Source organism: Rhodococcus sp. LB1 (assembly GCF_001583455.1).
GTDB classification, from domain to species: domain Bacteria; phylum Actinomycetota; class Actinomycetes; order Mycobacteriales; family Mycobacteriaceae; genus Rhodococcus_F; species Rhodococcus_F opacus.
This window is the reverse complement of record NZ_LTCZ01000439.1, coordinates 19449-34959: the sequence shown is the minus strand read 5'-3', so window position 1 is coordinate 34959 and position 15511 is coordinate 19449. Positions and strand designations below refer to the sequence as shown.

The 15511-nt window shown below is 68.0% G+C and carries 15 protein-coding genes and 1 riboswitch; of the genes, 9 read left to right on the top strand and 6 right to left on the bottom strand.

The window, feature by feature from the left end:
* The 3 genes from AZG88_RS47175 to AZG88_RS47165 form a co-directional block, all read right to left on the bottom strand.
* Positions 1-692 (bottom strand): SLC13 family permease (locus AZG88_RS47175; RefSeq protein WP_269455127.1); only part of this gene is annotated, 692 nt, incomplete at its 3' end.
* A 120-nt stretch (positions 693-812) separates the two neighbouring features.
* On the bottom strand, positions 813-2108 hold the full coding sequence (locus AZG88_RS47170) for an LLM class flavin-dependent oxidoreductase (protein ID WP_025431884.1): 1296 nt from the start codon (positions 2106-2108) through the stop codon (positions 813-815).
* 1 nt (position 2109) lies between these two features.
* A complete protein-coding gene (locus AZG88_RS47165; protein WP_005244291.1) occupies positions 2110-2874 on the bottom strand; it encodes a 3-oxoacyl-ACP reductase in 765 nt (254 codons plus the stop codon).
* 48 nt (positions 2875-2922) lie between these two features.
* Positions 2923-3027: riboswitch (TPP riboswitch) on the bottom strand.
* A 72-nt stretch (positions 3028-3099) separates the two neighbouring features.
* On the opposite strand from AZG88_RS47165, the gene AZG88_RS47160 reads away from it, so the two are divergent.
* Both AZG88_RS47160 and AZG88_RS47155 read left to right on the top strand, forming a co-directional pair.
* Positions 3100-3552: a MarR family winged helix-turn-helix transcriptional regulator gene (locus AZG88_RS47160; RefSeq protein ID WP_061040703.1), complete on the top strand. Its 453-nt coding sequence runs from the start codon at positions 3100-3102 to the stop codon at positions 3550-3552.
* Positions 3553-3554: 2 nt separating this feature from the next.
* On the top strand, positions 3555-3977 hold the full coding sequence (locus AZG88_RS47155) for an organic hydroperoxide resistance protein (protein ID WP_005244295.1): 423 nt from the start codon (positions 3555-3557) through the stop codon (positions 3975-3977).
* Positions 3978-3998: 21 nt separating this feature from the next.
* Here AZG88_RS47155 and AZG88_RS47150 read toward each other — a convergent pair whose 3' ends face one another.
* Together AZG88_RS47150 and AZG88_RS47145 are read right to left on the bottom strand one after the other, a co-directional pair.
* Complete coding sequence (locus tag AZG88_RS47150; RefSeq protein WP_061701448.1) at positions 3999-4877, bottom strand: oxidoreductase; 879 nt, start codon at positions 4875-4877, stop codon at positions 3999-4001.
* Between the two features lie 40 nt (positions 4878-4917).
* The gene (locus tag AZG88_RS47145) at positions 4918-6960 is read right to left on the bottom strand and encodes a CocE/NonD family hydrolase (protein ID WP_197488046.1); all 2043 of its coding nucleotides are present in this window, start codon (positions 6958-6960) and stop codon (positions 4918-4920) included.
* Between the two features lie 84 nt (positions 6961-7044).
* Here AZG88_RS47145 and AZG88_RS47140 point away from each other — a divergent pair, with 84 nt between their 5' ends.
* The 3 genes from AZG88_RS47140 to AZG88_RS47130 are packed head-to-tail and all read left to right on the top strand — an operon-like array spanning position 7045 to position 10513.
* Positions 7045-8001, top strand: coding sequence for a pseudouridine synthase (locus AZG88_RS47140; RefSeq protein WP_005244302.1), 957 nt, complete (start codon positions 7045-7047; stop codon positions 7999-8001).
* 45 nt (positions 8002-8046) lie between these two features.
* A complete protein-coding gene (locus AZG88_RS47135; RefSeq protein ID WP_061701446.1) occupies positions 8047-9582 on the top strand; it encodes a CYTH and CHAD domain-containing protein in 1536 nt (511 codons plus the stop codon).
* Positions 9583-9628: 46 nt separating this feature from the next.
* Positions 9629-10513, top strand: a complete 885-nt coding sequence (locus AZG88_RS47130; protein WP_005244305.1) for a universal stress protein — start codon at positions 9629-9631, stop codon at positions 10511-10513.
* A 13-nt stretch (positions 10514-10526) separates the two neighbouring features.
* Here AZG88_RS47130 and AZG88_RS47125 read toward each other — a convergent pair whose 3' ends face one another.
* Positions 10527-11264 (bottom strand): VIT1/CCC1 transporter family protein, encoded by a 738-nt coding sequence (locus tag AZG88_RS47125; protein WP_005244306.1) that lies wholly within the window; start codon positions 11262-11264, stop codon positions 10527-10529.
* A gap of 138 nt (positions 11265-11402) precedes the next feature.
* Here AZG88_RS47125 and AZG88_RS47120 point away from each other — a divergent pair, with 138 nt between their 5' ends.
* From AZG88_RS47120 to AZG88_RS47105, 4 genes are all read left to right on the top strand, one after another.
* Positions 11403-12185, top strand: a complete 783-nt coding sequence (locus AZG88_RS47120; RefSeq protein ID WP_005244307.1) for an SDR family NAD(P)-dependent oxidoreductase — start codon at positions 11403-11405, stop codon at positions 12183-12185.
* Between the two features lie 26 nt (positions 12186-12211).
* Complete coding sequence (locus tag AZG88_RS47115; RefSeq protein WP_005244308.1) at positions 12212-13273, top strand: lysylphosphatidylglycerol synthase transmembrane domain-containing protein; 1062 nt, start codon at positions 12212-12214, stop codon at positions 13271-13273.
* 62 nt (positions 13274-13335) lie between these two features.
* The gene (locus AZG88_RS47110; RefSeq protein ID WP_061701445.1) at positions 13336-14163 is read left to right on the top strand and encodes an SDR family NAD(P)-dependent oxidoreductase; all 828 of its coding nucleotides are present in this window, start codon (positions 13336-13338) and stop codon (positions 14161-14163) included.
* A 118-nt stretch (positions 14164-14281) separates the two neighbouring features.
* Positions 14282-15499: an ABC transporter substrate-binding protein gene (locus AZG88_RS47105; RefSeq protein WP_061701444.1), complete on the top strand. Its 1218-nt coding sequence runs from the start codon at positions 14282-14284 to the stop codon at positions 15497-15499.
* Positions 15500-15511: the final 12 nt, after the last annotated feature.

Here is a 15511-nt window from a genome sequence, read left to right as displayed (position 1 = left end):
CCGGATCCGGATCCGGTCACGGACCGTCGGAGGCCGGAGCCTGCGGAGACGAGGAGGCGCTCGTCGGTGAGCTCGAGCGTTCCGATGCGGCGGCGTTCGCTGTAGCCCAGCTGCACGGCGAACAGCAGCACGACGAGCAGTCCGACCACCAGCGACGGGATCATCGGGACGAACACGTCCGACGGTGAGATTCCGAGCGCCGCGGCGGCCCGGACCGTCGGTCCACCCCACGGGACGATGTTCATCGCGCCGTTCGCCAGGCCGGCGACCACCGTCAGAACCACGGGGCTGACCTTCAGCTTCATGTACAGCGGCAGCAGTGCGGACGTCACGATGATGAACGTCGTGGATCCGTCACCGTCCAGCGACACCACCATCGCGAGCACCGCGGTGCCGACGACGAGCCGCATGGGGTCGTTGCGGACGAGCCGGAGGATGAGTTTCACCAGCGGGTCGAACAGGCCGACGTCGATCATGATCCCGAAGAAGATGATCGCGAAGAACAACAACGCGGCCGTCGGTGCCAGCGCCTTGATCCCGTCGGTGATCATGTCGCCGATGCCGAGGCCCGCCCCGGCCGCGATCCCGAATGCGACCGGGACGGCGATCAACCCGACCACGGGAGTGGCCCGTTTGGACATGATCAAGAACATGAACACGGCCACCATCAGAAAGCCGAGTGCTACCAGCATTGCCACTCCTCGTCCGAACTCGCGTCGTGGTGTGATCGCGATAACAGCCAGTGTCGGGGGGAGGGACGCTCACAGTCACTGTTGCGTACTTAGAGAAGGTTGTGTTCTTTGTGGTGGCAACTACGGGCGCCCCCGGAGATGGTCGCGCAGAGTCTCTGTCTCATACTCCGCGCGGAACAGTCCACGCTTCTGCAGGACGGGGATCACCTCGTCGACGAAGTCGGCGAGGCCGTTCGGGTAGAGCGGCGGCATCAGGTTGAAGCCGTCGGCCCCGCCGCGGCGGAACCACACCTCGATCTCGTCGGCGATCGATTCCGGGGTTCCGATCATGGTGCAGTGGCCGCCGCCGGCCGCCAACGTGCCCAGCAGCGACCGCACGGTGGGACGGTCCTTGTCGATGATCCGCAGGATCGTGTCGTACCGGCCCTGCGGCCCGGTGAACTCCGACAGCGGCGGCAGGGCGGGAACCGGTGCGTCCAATTCCCAGGCACTGCAGTCCTGCTGGACGAACATCGACAACTGCGCCAGCGACTGTTCGACGGGCAGGAGCGCGTCGAGTTCCGCCTTCTTCCGTCGGGCCTCCTCGCCGGTCGAGCCGACATAGGTCACGAGACCAGGCATCACGACCACCGCGTCGGCGTCGCGGCCCGCCGCGCGGATGCGCCGCTTCACGTCGCCGTAGTAGCTCTGCGCGGCCGTGAGGTCGTAGGCGACGGCGTAGATGCCCTCGGCACACCGGGCGGCCAGGTCGCGGCCCTGATCGGACGCGCCGGCCTGGAACAGCACGGGACGACCCTGCGGCGAGTGCGGCACGTTCAGCGGACCGTCCACGAGGAAATGCTTTCCCCGATGCTCGACCGGCTTCACCTTGGCCGGGTCCGCGAAGATGCCCTCACGGTCGAGCACGAGCGCGTCGGGCTCCCACGAATCCCACAGGGCGAGTGCCACGTCGACGAACTCCGCGGCGCGCGAATAGCGTTCGTCGTGCGGCGGCATCGCCTCGAGTCCGTGGTTGCGCGCTTCGGCGTCGAACATGGATGTCACCACGTTCCAGCCGGCACGGCCGCCGCTGATGTGGTCGAGCGATGCCAGCATCCGGGCGGCGTGGAACGGTGTGTAGAACGTGGTGGACACAGTCGTCACCAGTCCGACCCGCTCCGTCGCCCGCGCCATCGCGGACAGCGCGGTGAGCGGTTCGAGGAACCACATGCCGCCGGACGCGGGGTCGCGCACCGAATGCCCGTCCGCGAAGAACACCGCGTCGAGGCAGCCCCGCTCCGCGGTCTGCGCCAACTCCTCGTAGTAGGCGATGTCGCAGAGGCGCTCCACCTGGGACGAGGGGTGCCGCCACGCGGCGCCGTGGTGCCCGCAGCTGTAGAGGAACGCGTTGAAGTGCAGTTGCCGGGCGTCGCTCATGTCAGTCCTTGACCAGTCCACCGTCGACGACGAGGTTCTGGCCGGTCACCGCACGCGACCACGGGGACGCGAAGAACAGCACCGAGTCGGCGAACTCGTCCGGCGTGGTGACCCGCTGCAGCGGGGTGCTCGCCGCGATGAGGTCGAACACCTCGTCGGGAGTGGCGGCGCTCGCGTCGGTGGTGCGGAGCAGCCCGCCCGACACCATGTTGACGGTGATGCCGTCGGGACCGAGGTCGGCCGCGAGCGTACGGGTCAGCGACAGCGCCGCGGCCTTGGCGGCCGTGTAGTCGTGGTACGGGACGACGGGGTTCTGGAACAGGTTGGTTCCGATGTTCACGATCCGGCCGAACCCGAGCGAACGCATGCCGGGCAGCGCGGCCTGCGTCGTGTGCAGGGTCGCCTTCACGCTGCCACGCAGCTGCGAGTCGAATGCATCCCACGTGATGACGTCCGCCTTGTCGCGTGCGTCGCCGTTGAAGGAGAAGTCGGCGAGCGCGTTGTTGATCACCGTGGTCACCGGTGAGCCGAAGTGTTCCTCCGCCGCGGAGAACAGCGCCGCCACCTGTCCGGCGTCCGTGACGTCGGCCCGGAGCGCGACCGCACGGTCCGCACCCAGGGAGGTCGCGAGTTCTTCGGCCGCCTCCCGGCTGTTCCGGTAGTTCACGATCACCCGCGCGTTCTGCGCCGCGAACGACCGCACGATGGCGGCGCCGAGGCCCCGCCCACCGCCGGTCACCAGGACGATCTGCTTGTCGAGCTGCATGCTGTCACCTTCCGTTAGGTCGGCGACGAGACATCGGATGAGCGCATACGGGCGTCTCCGCGACATCCCTTCGCCGGCATTACCCAGTTCAGGTTCGACGGGTCTGCTCTCAGCCGTCCGGCTCGTCGCCGGGCAGCACCCCGTGTCACTGGCCAACAGTGTAAGCGCAATCACCGATTCCAGTTCTTGGTTGTGCACAACCTAGTTGTGTGCAACTATTCAGTGGTGACCGACAACCTCGCCCTCGACCGCCAGGTGTGCTTCGCCCTGTACTCGGCTTCCCGGGCCATGACGGCGAGATACCGGTCGATGCTCGACTCGTTGGGAGTGACCTACCCGCAGTACCTCGTGCTGTTGGTGCTCTGGGAACAGGACGGCCGTGGAGTACGTGAGATCTGCGATGCCCTCGACCTCGACACCGGCACGCTGTCACCGCTGCTCAAGCGGCTCGAAACCCTGGGCCTGGTCGAACGCCGGCGCTCCTCGGCCGACGAGCGCCGGGTCGGAATCCACCTCACCGAGAAGGGTGCGGCCCTCCGCGCCGCCGCGGAGGGCATTCCCGCCGAACTCGCCGACTCGACGGGAATGGGCATCGACGAACTCGTCGCCCTGCGGGACATTCTGTCGCGGCTCACCGAATCACTTCACAGCGTCAACACCCCTACAGGAGAGAAGTAACCATGAAGATCGTCTACACCGCCGAAGCCCTCGCGACCGGAGAAGGCCGCAACGGCCACGCCCGCACGTCCGACGGCCGGCTCGACCTGAACCTCGCGATCCCCACCGAGATGGGTGGGTCCGGCGACGGCACCAACCCCGAGCAGCTGTTCGCCGCCGGGTACGCGGCATGCTTCCACTCCGCACTCCAGCTGGTCGGCCGTCAGGCGAAGGCGAACGTCGCCGACTCCGCCGTCGGCGCCCGCGTCGGCATCGGCCCGACGGACAGCGGTGGATTCGGTCTCGCCGTCACCCTCGAGGTGTCCCTCCCCCACCTGCCCCGCGCCGAGGCGCTCGAACTGACCGAGAAGGCACACCAGGTGTGCCCCTACTCCAACGCCACCCGCGGCAACATCGACGTCACCCTCGAGGTCACCGAAGACTGAGCAACCCTGACGGGCGTCGCGTCACCCGAACTTGAACTCGACGCCCGTCAGGTCCTCCGACAGCGCCCACAGCGCCCGCGCGGTGTGCTCGTCCCGCGACTTCTTGTTGGAGCCCACCACGTTCGGGTGGCCACGCTGCTCGAACAGGCCGTCCGGCCCGATGTAGCTGCCGCCGATCACGTCGGGGGCCGTGGCCGCGTACAGCATCGGCAGCGCCCCCATCTCCGCCGACTGCGCGAAGATCCGGTTGCCGACGGCCATCAGCTTGTCCTGCACCGACTCGGTGTGGGCCTGCAGATTGGTCGACGCGTAACCGGGGTGCGCGGCCACCGCTTTCACGGGTGACCCCGCCGCGGACAGCCTGCGCTGCAATTCGTACGTGAACAGCAGATTCGCGAGTTTCGACTGCCCGTACGCGCTCCAACGGTTGTACTTGCGACGTTCCCAGTTGAGGTCGTCGAGGTGAATCGTTCCCGCCTGATGTGCGGCACTCGACATCGTGGCGACCCGATCGGTGATCTTGCCGAGCAGCAGGCCGGTCAACGCGAAGTGCCCGAGATGATTTGTGCCGATCTGCATTTCGAATCCGTCGGCGGTCTTGCGCTGCGGAACCGCCATCACGCCTGCGTTGTTCACGAGCACGTCGACGGAATCGACGCCGACGGCGAACTCGCGCACCGAGGCGAGGTCGGACAGATCGAGGCGGCGCACCTCGGCGTTGTCACCGATCGACCGTGCGACGACCTCCCCCTTGTGGGTGTTACGACAGGCCAGCACGACGTGCGCCCCCGCCTTTCCCAGAGCCCGCGCGGCCACCTCCCCCAGACCACTGTTGGCACCCGTGACGACGAACGTGCGGCCGCTCTGATCGACGATGTCCGAAGCTGTCCACTTGGTCATGACGTCAACCCTACGGATCTCGGGACGTGGCGTGAACCTTTCACCACGCCTGCGCTCCGACCAGCGGCAGATTGAGAAAACTCGGCCGATCCGGGGACAACGCGACGTGCTGCGGCTTCAGTTGACTGTCGGCCAGAATCGGTCCGAGCGGCAGGTACCGGGGGACGCTGCCCGCGTACACGTCGACGCGCAGCCGGTGCCCCGGCGCGAGGACGGCGTCGGTGGGTACGAAGTTGATGTCCACCGGTGTCACTTCACCCGGAACCAGCGGCTGACGCGCGTCCACCGTCAGATAATGGTGCGGTTCGGTGTAGTCGCCGTTCGCCGACTTGGTGCTCTTCGAATCGTCCACGGCCCGCATGGAAGCGGTGAGAGCGCCATTGGTGAGCGAGGTCGACGTGCCGTCCGGTGCGACGTCGTTCAGTGTCACCGCCCAGAATCCGTCCGGGGCGTCGAGCACCGTTTCGAGGTGCAGATTGACCGGACCCGACAACTCGGTCGGCTGCGCGACGGGGGCACTGGTGAACGTCAGCCCCTCGGCCTCGGCGAACCGGGAGTCCTTGCTGCACACCGAGCCGAAGACGACGGCCGCGCCTGCGGTGCCCTGTGCGCCGTCGCGGGAACAGAGCCCGCGGAGTCCGGGTGCGACGGTGAGTCGTGCTGTGTCGCCGGGTTTCGCCGACACCAGGCTGCCGTCGTGGGCGGCGTGCCCGGCGGTGCCACTGGGGGCGCCCGACAGGTACATCCGCTGGTAGTCGACACCGGCCCGCGGGAACTGATCGGTGGTGGTCCAGCCGTTGCCCTGCTGGTACAGCGTGACCGGGCCGTACTCGTCGATGCCGTTGTCGATGCCCTTCAGCCACTTGTCGAACCAGGCGCGTTCGAGCACGTCGAGTCGCGGCGGCGCACCCTGTTCACCGAAGCCGCCACCGAACGAGATGTGGTAGGCGTCACTCATGATCAGCTGCTTCTCACCGGCAGGCAGCGGGATGTCGTTGTAGACCCGCGGCTCGCTGTTCGCGAAGATGTCGTGCCACGCGCCGTAGAGCATCGTCGGCACCTCGATGTTCGCGGCCTGCGCCTTCCGCTCCTCGTAGAACTGGCCGTCCTGCGCCACCCGCAGCGTGCCGGGGTCGAGACCGTTGATGTCCGGCGCGGTCATGGCTTCGATCAGTGCGGGGAACAGCGTCAGCGGATCCCGCAACCGATCCTGCAGCCACTGCTGGTCGAAGCGCCCCTGCGCGAGGGCCTGGACGTCGGGAACGAACTTGAGACCGTTGACCAGGGACAGCCACAGCGGCATGAATCCCACGCCGAGACCACCGCCCGTTCCGACGATGTCGCGGAGCAGATCGTTGCCCGGTTCGGTCGGGAAGATCGCCTTCAACGCCGGCGGCTGATGGCCCGCGGCCTGCAGCGAATTGATTCCCGAGTACGACACCCCCGCCATGCCGACCGTGCCGTCGGACCATCCCTGCTTGCTCATCCAGTCGATGATCTCGACGGAGTCCTGCTGCTCGAGCGGACCGAGCGCCTGCCATTCCCCCTGGGAGAAACCGGTGCCCCGCGCATCGACCACAACCTGGGTGTACCCGTTCCGGACGAGGTCGCGGTTGATCCCGAAGACGCGCATGCCGCCACCGGTGAGCACCTTGGCCGCTTCCCCGACACCATCGAACGGGGTTCCGGCGAGGTCGAAGGAGTTCACCAGGTCGACGACGGTGTCCTCGAGCCCCGGCACCGCGAACACGGAATCGACGACGTTGCCGACCAGCTTCGTATACGGCGTGATGTTGAGGACCGACGGCATCTTGGTGTCGATCGGGGTGCCGGAGGCGTCCGCGGGGCGATAGACGTTGGCCTTCAGCACCGTTCCGTCGCTCATGGGGATGGGGACGTCCCAGTCGATCGCGATCACCGGGTACTCGGGCGGCGCGTCGACCGCGGCGTTCCACGCGACCCCCGCCGCCCCGCCCGTCGGATCCGCCGACGCCGTCACCGTGGGCACCACCGCGAGCCCCACCCCCACCGCCAGAGCGACTGCCACCGCACCCGGTCGAAACGCCCATCGACGCACGATCACCACGAACCCCCGTGAAATCCTCCGATGACGCGCCTCAGCGACCAGTCAGGGTGGCCCGCGTCACAAACTTACCGGATAGTAACCATGAGTCCCCCCGCGGTCAACGGCGGATTTCCGCAGCCTGTCGTCTACCGTGACGGGGTGCCCGACGCCCCACTTCCCGTCCGCGACGGCCTCAACCCGACGCGGCTGAGGATGCCGGACGACGGCTCGTGGCCGACCGTGCTCGAGTACCTCGTCGCACGTTTTCCACACGACGAGACCCGTCTCCGCGAGAAGGTGGCCACCGCGGAGGTCGTCGACGAGCGCGGGCAGCCGATCACCGAGTCCACCCCGTTCGCACCCCGCAGATTCGTGTACCTGTACCGGGATCCGCCGGTCGAGAAACGGGTGCCGTTCGAGATCGAGATCCTCCACCGCGACGAGAACCTCCTCGTCGTGGACAAACCCCACTTCCTGGCCAGCACCCCACGCGGCGCGTATATCGCCGAGTCGGCGCTGGTCCGGTTGCGCAGAGACCTCGACCTCCCGGAACTGACACCCGCGCACCGCCTCGACCGATTGACCGCCGGGGTGCTGATCTTCACGGTGCGGCGTGAGGTCCGGCGCGACTACCAGTCGCTGTTCGACCAGCGCCGGGTGGTCAAGGAGTACGAGGCCGTCGCCCGTTACGACCCTGACCTCCCGCTGCCCGCCACCGTCCGCAGTCGAATCGTCAAGGAACGGGGCGTCTTGAAGGCGTACGAGGTGGACGGTCCCGCCAACAGCGAGAGCCGCATCGAACTCCTCGAGGTCCACGGCGACGCGGCCCGGTACCGGCTGCTGCCGCACACCGGAAAGACGCACCAGTTGCGGCTGCACATGAGTTCGCTCGGCATCCCGATCCACGGCGACAACTTCTATCCCGACTTCTACGACGTTGCCGCCGACGACTATTCGACGCCGCTGCGGCTGCTGGCCCGGTCCGTCGCATTCGCCGACCCCTACTCCGGCGTCACGCGACGCTTCGCGAGCGTCCGGAGCCTCGACTGGCCGGAGTGACCTCGGCTTCTTTCCCCCGGGCCGGTCAGACGGAAGGATGGGGACATGAGTACCGCGACGTCCGTCTCCGAAGTGGAACGCAAGTACGAGGCCGGTTCGGAGCAGCAGATACCCAGCCTCTCGGGATTGCCCGGTGTGGACGGTGAACCGCGGCGCGACACCGTTCAGCTGTCCGCCCTGTACTACGACACGGGCGAACTTCTGCTGCTGCGCGCCGGAATCACCCTCCGCCGCCGGGAAGGCGGCGACGACGCCGGCTGGCACCTGAAGATCCCGGCAGGCGCGGACGAGCGGACCGAGTTGCAGTTGGCGCCCGACGCCGAGCTCCCCGAGACGGACGTGCCCCGGGAATTCGCGGAACTGCTCACTGCCGTCACCCGCGGCGCCGCCCTGAACCCGGTCGCGCTCGTCAGCACCGATCGCGAACGGCAGCGGCTCGTGGACGCGGCGGGGACGACGCTCGCCGAGGTCGTCTCGGACGTCGTGATCGCCGCCGTCCCCGAGACGGGGACCGGATCCGACGAGCGGGTGTGGCGCGAGATCGAAGTGGAGCTCGCGGCCGGAGACCGAAACCTGTTCGACGCCATCGACTCCCGGCTGACGGACGCCGGGATAGCTCGGTCGAACGCGCCGTCGAAGTTGCGGCGGGCGCTCGGCGACGCGGTGACCGGCACCCCGCGCCCCGCGCGCAGGAAGAAGGGGTCCACTCCCCGGACACTGCTGCTGGAGTACCTGGCGACGCAGAAGGATTCTCTCGTGACGGCCGACCTCGGCGTGCGGCGCGACCTCGAGGAGTCCGTCCACGACCTCCGGGTCTCGGCCCGGCGCATCCGGAGTGTCCTCCAGGTGTACGGGTCCAGCCTGCGCGATCAGGAAACCGTCGACGAGTTGATCGTCGAACTCCGCTGGGTCGGTCAGGCCCTCGGCTCGGCGCGGGACACCGAGGTGCAGTGGAGCCGGCTCGTGGACCGGCTGGGTGGCGCCGAGGAAATACCCGATCGCGAGGTCGTGCGGGCGCGCCTCGACGAATACTTCTCGGGACTCGCCGCGACGGCCCGGCCCGCGGCCCTGGCTGCCCTCAACTCCCAGCGCTACCTCGACCTGCTCGCCGGGCTCGACACATTCCTCGTCGCCGTCGAGGCGTCCGGGGGCGGCGAGCCCTCGAAGAAGGCCGTGGCGAAATCCCTGCGCACCTTGTCGAAGTCCGTCCGCAAGCGCGTGCGGAAGGCGACGGCCGCGACCACCCGGGGCGAGCGCGACGAACTGACACACCGAGCGCGCAAGCGCGCCAAGCGAATGCGCTATGCGATCGAGGCGACGCGGTCGCTGGCACCGAAGGCCTCCGGCCGCGCTCAGACGAAGTTCAAGGGCTTCCAGGACGTGCTCGGCGAGTACCAGGACGCCGTCGTCGCACGGGACCACATCCTCGCGATGGTCGCGGAGGATCAGCACTCCGCCGAGTCGAGCCTGGGCCTCGGAATGCTCTTGCAGCGTGAGCTCGATCGCGGCGACACCCTGACGCCGCTGGTGAAACCCGAGTGGAAGACCGCGAGGAAGGCGGCCCGAAAAGTCTGGAAGTAGGGCACAGTCGGGGAGTACCCAACAGCGTGAGCGAAGGGAGTCAGACGTGAGCACACCCGCCAGTCATTCCGTCGTCGTCGGCCTGGACGGATCCGACGCCTCCACCGCCGCCGCCCTGTGGGGCGCCGCAGTCGCGTCGAAGTGGGGTGCCACGCTGTCGCTCGTGCACGCTCTGCCGCAGGACGGGCCGCTGTACAGCCCCGCTGCGATCATGCTGGAGTCGCAGTTCCTCAGTCAGCTGCGCGAGGACGGCGAGGCCATCATCGGGACGGCGAAGCGGCTACTGGGACCGAAGTTCCCCGGTCTCGAGATCGAGACGACCATCAGTCCCGGTCCGGCGGGCACCGCGCTGCTCGAGGCCGCCGACTGGGCGCGATTGATCGTGCTCGGATCCACGGGAACGGGAGCGATCCGTTCGGTGCTGCTCGGCTCGACGGCGCTGCACGTCGTCAACCGCGCACCCTGCCCGGTGATCGTTCTCCGGGGTGAAGTCACCACACCCGACCAGCGTCCGGTGGTGGTCGGGGTCGACGGAAGCGACCTCAGCCGCGACGCCGTGGCCCACGCATTCGAGTTCGCGTCGTTCTTCGAGGCGCCGCTGAGCGCCGTCCACACGTGGCAGGGCTCCCCCACGCTCGGCGCGGGCGGCACCGGCATGCTCGTCGACTGGGACGCGGTGAAGCAGGAAGAAGAGGCACTGCTCTCCGAGGGCCTCGCGGGCGAATCGGAACGATACCCGGACGTGTCCGTGACGAGGGTGGCCGAGCAGGGCGCCGCAGCCGACGTCATCCTGCGGCATGCTGGGGACGCCCAGCTCATCGTCGTCGGCAGTCACGGCCGAGGACCGCTGCTCGGCGCGCTGATGGGCTCGACGAGCCAGAATCTGCTCCACCACGCGACGTGTCCGGTCATGATCTGCCGGAGCGAGTGACGGTCGCCCGAAGCTAGGCGATGCCCGTCCCCACCAACTGGCCGATGCCGTACGTGACGATCATCGCGAGTGCCCCGCCCAGCACGACGCGGAGCACTGCGCGGGTTCGCTGTGCTCCGCCGAGAGCCGCGCTGACGGTGCCCGTGAGGGCCAGCGCGACCAGCACGGCGAAGAACGCCACCGGAATACGCAGGTGCACAGGCGGTACGAGGATCGCCAGCAGCGGGACGAGGGCGCCGAGCGTGAAGGACAGCGCCGAGGATCCCGCAGCCTGCCAGGGGTTGGTCAGGTCGTCCGGGTCGATGCCCAGTTCCACGTCCACATGGGCGGCGAACGCATCGTGGTCGGTGAGTTCGCGCGCAACCGTCCGGGCGGTGTCGCCACTCAGCCCCTTGGCCTCGTACATCGCGACGAGTTCCTCGAACTCGACGTCGGGGGTCTCGGTGAGTTCGCGGCGTTCCTTCGACAGGAGAGCGCGTTCGGTGTCGCGCTGGGTGCTCACCGAGACGTACTCGCCCAGGGCCATCGACACCGCCCCGGCCGCGAGACCCGCGAATCCGGCGGTGAAGATCGCCGATCGTTCGGTGGTGGCCGCGGCCACCCCGACCACCAGGCCTGCAGTCGACACGATGCCGTCGTTGGCGCCGAGGACCCCGGCCCGCAACCAGTTGAGGCGGCTCGCCAGACTGGGTGCGTGCGGTTCGTCTGGATGCCGCGAGGGCTCGGCCCGCTCGGCGTTCTCTGCTGACATGCGTTCAGGCTAAGACGAAAAGGCCTGGTCGGATAGCCAGGCTAGGCTGCGCTCGGCCGGGGCGAACCGTTCCCGCACACCAAAACCAAGCAGTTGCTAGGTTAGGGACGCTCGTTCCTCACACGCTTGGAGTTCCTCATGGCGACACCCGCCACCAGCACCCCCCGACGTCGCTGCGCCGCACTGGTCACGGGCGGCACCGGCGGCATCGGCTCCGCCATCGCACGACAACTCGCGACCCTCGGCCACGACGTGGCCATCACCTACCGATCCAATGCCGACGTCGCCGCGGACCTCGTCGGCGAACTGGAAAGCCGCGGCGTCGGAGCGCAGTCGTTCTCCGCCGACCTCACCGACCAGCCCCGCGTCACGAGTGTCGTGAAACAGACCATCGAACACTTCGGCGGCCTCGGCGTCCTCGTTCACGCCGCAGGACCGCACATTCCGATGATCCACCTGTCCGAGGTCGCTCCCCGGGACTACGCCGAGCACCTCGAACAGGAAGCGGTCGCCTTCTTCACCGTCGTCAAGGCCGCCCTCCCCGCGCTGCGGGAAGCGTCCGGTTCCGTCGTCGCGGTCACGACCGCGGCCACCAGCCGATATCCGGTGCGCGACGGACTGTCGCCGGGCACCAAGGGCGCGATCGAACAACTGGTCAAGGGGTTCGCCGCCGAGGAGGGCCGCTACGGCGTCCGCTTCAACTCGGTCGGCCCCGGAATGCTCACCGACGGCATGGCCGAGCGGCTGATCAACTCCGAAGAACTCGATCAGCGCGCACTCGACGCCGCCATGAGCCGGATACCGCTACGCCGGTTCGGCACCGCCGCCGACGTCGCCGAGGCGGTCTGCTTCCTCGCGAGCGACCGGGCCGCTTTCGTCACCGGACAGAAACTCGACGTCGACGGCGGATACACGGTGTGATCACCGGCCATGTGTAATGGACGCGTATGACTGACGCCGAAGACACCCGCCCGACGCCCCGCAGGCGTCGAGTCGAATGGGTGATCGGGGGCCTGCTCGTCGTCGTGCTCGCGGTGGAGATCGTCCTCATCTGGCCGGACCTCTCCGAGAGCGTCCAGAACCTCGGCGACCTCCAATGGGGATGGGTGGCCGCGGCCGTCGTGGCATCGCTGGCGTCGATGTCGAGTTTCGCCCGGGTCCAGCGCTGCCTGCTGGGCGTCGCGGATGTGCACGTCAGACAGCGGCAGTCCCTCGCGGTGACGTTCGCTTCCAATTCGATGAGCGTGACGCTGCCGGGCGGCCCGGTTCTGGCGACGACGTTCACGTACCGGCAGACGCGCCTCTGGGGGGCGTCACCGGTGGTCGCGACGTGGCAACTGGTGATGGCCGGCGTCCTCCAGGCCATCGGCCTGGCGCTCGTCGGACTGGCGGGCGCACTGCTCGTGGGGGCCAAGACCAACCCGTTCTCGCTGATCTTCACGTTCGGCGGCCTGTGCGCCTTCCTCGTCGTGGCTCAGTACGCCGCGTCGCGGCCCGACGCCCTCGAAGGTGTCGGCGTCACCGCGCTGCGCGGATTCAACGCGCTTCGAAAGAAGCCTCCGCTGACCGGTGTCCGCCAGTGGAAGCACATCGTGAACCAGATGAGCGCTGTCCGGATGGATCGCCGCGACACGGCCCGCGCGTTCGGGTGGTCGCTGTTCAACTGGATCGCCGACGCCTCGTGCCTCGCCTTCGCGTGCTACGCGGTCGGCGCCCATCCCGGGTTCGCCGGACTCGCCGTCGCGTACGCGGCGGGCAACGCCGCGGGTTCGGCCATCCCACTCCTGCCCGCAGGGCTCGGTGTCATGGACGCCGTGCTCGTCCCTGCACTGACCGCCAGCGGAATGACCGGCGCCGAGGCGGTGTCCGCGATCGTCGTCTACCGCCTGGTCAGCTTCCTGCTCATGGCCGCCATCGGCTGGATCGTCTTCGCGGCACGCTTCCGGGGTGCGCAGCAGCAGGGCGACGAGGGCCCGGACCTCGAACCGCTGTGGCGTCGCGGCACGTGAATACGTCCCGCTGAGAGAGAAACCCGGGCCGAGGCGGCCGACGACGGTCCTACGGTCGAGCCGTGACGGAACCGGAAACACAGGAAAAGCAGGTTGTCGTCGTCACCGGCGCGGCCTCGGGAATCGGGGCGGGGATAGCCCGGCACGCGCACGCCCGCGGTATGGCCGTGATCCTCGCCGACATCGACACGGCCGCATTGGACCGTCTGGCCGCGGACCTGGGCGGAGCCGCCCTCACGTGCGCGACCGACGTCGCGGACTCCGGGTCCGTGCACGCCCTGGCCGATCTCGCGTACGACTCGTTCGGCCGGGTGGACCTGCTCTTCAACAACGCCGGAATCATGCGCGCCGGATTCCTCTGGCAACTCGGCGAATCCGACTGGGACGTCACCCTCGGTGTCAACGTCACGGGTGTCGTCAACGGGATCCGGGCATTCGTTCCGCGCATGATCGACCAGGGCGGCGGCGGACGCGTCGTCAACACGGCATCGGTCGGTGGATTCGCGCCCGGTCCGATGATGTCGCCGTACAGCGCATCGAAGTTCGCGGTCGTCGCGATCACCGAGTGCCTGCAGATGGAGTTGAGCATGGTGGGCGCCCCGGTGTCCGCGAGCGTGCTCGCGCCGGGGCCCGTCATCACGTCCGTCTTCGACAACCCGTTCGGGACGGTCTCCCATCCGGCCGTCGATCGGATGGTCGCGCAGATGCGCGACCTGCTCGGTACCGACGGTCTCGACGCAGACACTTTCGCGGCATTGGTCTTCGCAGGCATCGACCGGGGCGACTTCTGGCTCGCACCGCAGGGTGAGCACCTCGACAGCATGGTGCGCCAGCACACCGCCACCATCCTCGAGCGGCGAGAACCGGCGATCCGGCAGTCGTTCCGCTGACTCGGCCCGTCCAGATCCTCCCGCCGAGTGGGACATTCGGCGGACATCGACCGTTAGTTCTGCTACCTTTTGCCGAACCAAGCACTTGCTTGCTTTCCGTGACGTCAAAGGGGCGCCCATGCGAATCCGATCCTCAGCTCTCACTGCGGCGCTCGCCGTGACCGCACTCGCTCTCACCGGCTGTTCCGGCGCGGACGCAGACGACGCCGACGCCGCCGGTGGCCCGTATCGGGTGCTCGTGACCGGCGGGATCAGCGGGCAGGGCTCGCTCGCCGCGAATGCTCAGACGTCCGTGCTCGCAGCGAAAGCAAGCGCGGAGGCGGTGAACAGGGCCGGCGGAGTCGGCGGACGCCAAGTGGAGATCACGGTGGTCGACGACGCGGGCGACGCCACCACGGCCGTGTCCGAGCTGCGGGAGGCCATCGCGTCGGGAAAGAAGCCCGACCTCTTTCTCAACTCCGGCCCGTCGACCATCACTACCGCGACCCTGCCGATCCTCGCGCAGAACAAGATCCTCTCGTTCAACATCGGGCCCACCGAGGATTCGGCGAATCCGGAGAAATACCCGCTCAACTTCGACCTCGCGTCGGGACCGGCCGAGAACGCCGAGACCATCGCGCGATACATCAAGGGCAAGGGATATCAGTCCGTCGGCGTCATCCACGGGAGCAGCGCCTACGGTGAAGTGTTCGGACAGGCGATGGAAGACGCGCTGAGCGGTGAAGGTGTGAGTAGCACCGGATCCGAGGAGTACGACACCGCAGCCCTCGACATGACGGCACAGTTGCAATCGCTGAAGAACCGAGGCACGCAGGCGCTCGTCGTGGACGCCTACGGGGCACCACTCGGATACCTTCTCGCAAGCCTTCAGCGGCTCGACTGGAACATTCCGCTCGTCGGAAACACCTCGGTCGCGGGAACGTCACTGGTCTCGAAGGCTGCACCGGAAGGTGTGCTCGGCACTCCGGCAACGGCGAATCTGGTCATGCACGTCCTCTCGAGTACCGTCTACGACGCCGACGACTCCGCGGTCAACACCATGGTCGACAACATGAGGGCCATGGGCGACATCCCATCGACGCTGATCCTCGCCGACAATTACGACGCACTGCCCCTCGTGGTGGCCGCCGCGAACAAGGCCGGATCCTCGTCCGATCCCGAAGCCCTCGCCGATGCGCTCGAGAACCAGGAAGTCCTCGACAGCGCCGAGACCGCGTTCTCCCCGTCCTACCACTTCTCGGCAGACTCCCACGCATCGAAACCGGGAGACGAAGCGTACACGTTCGTGCCCCCGAGCCCACTCCTCAACGGCCAGTACGGAAACCCGAGCGCGTGACCCTCGACCACA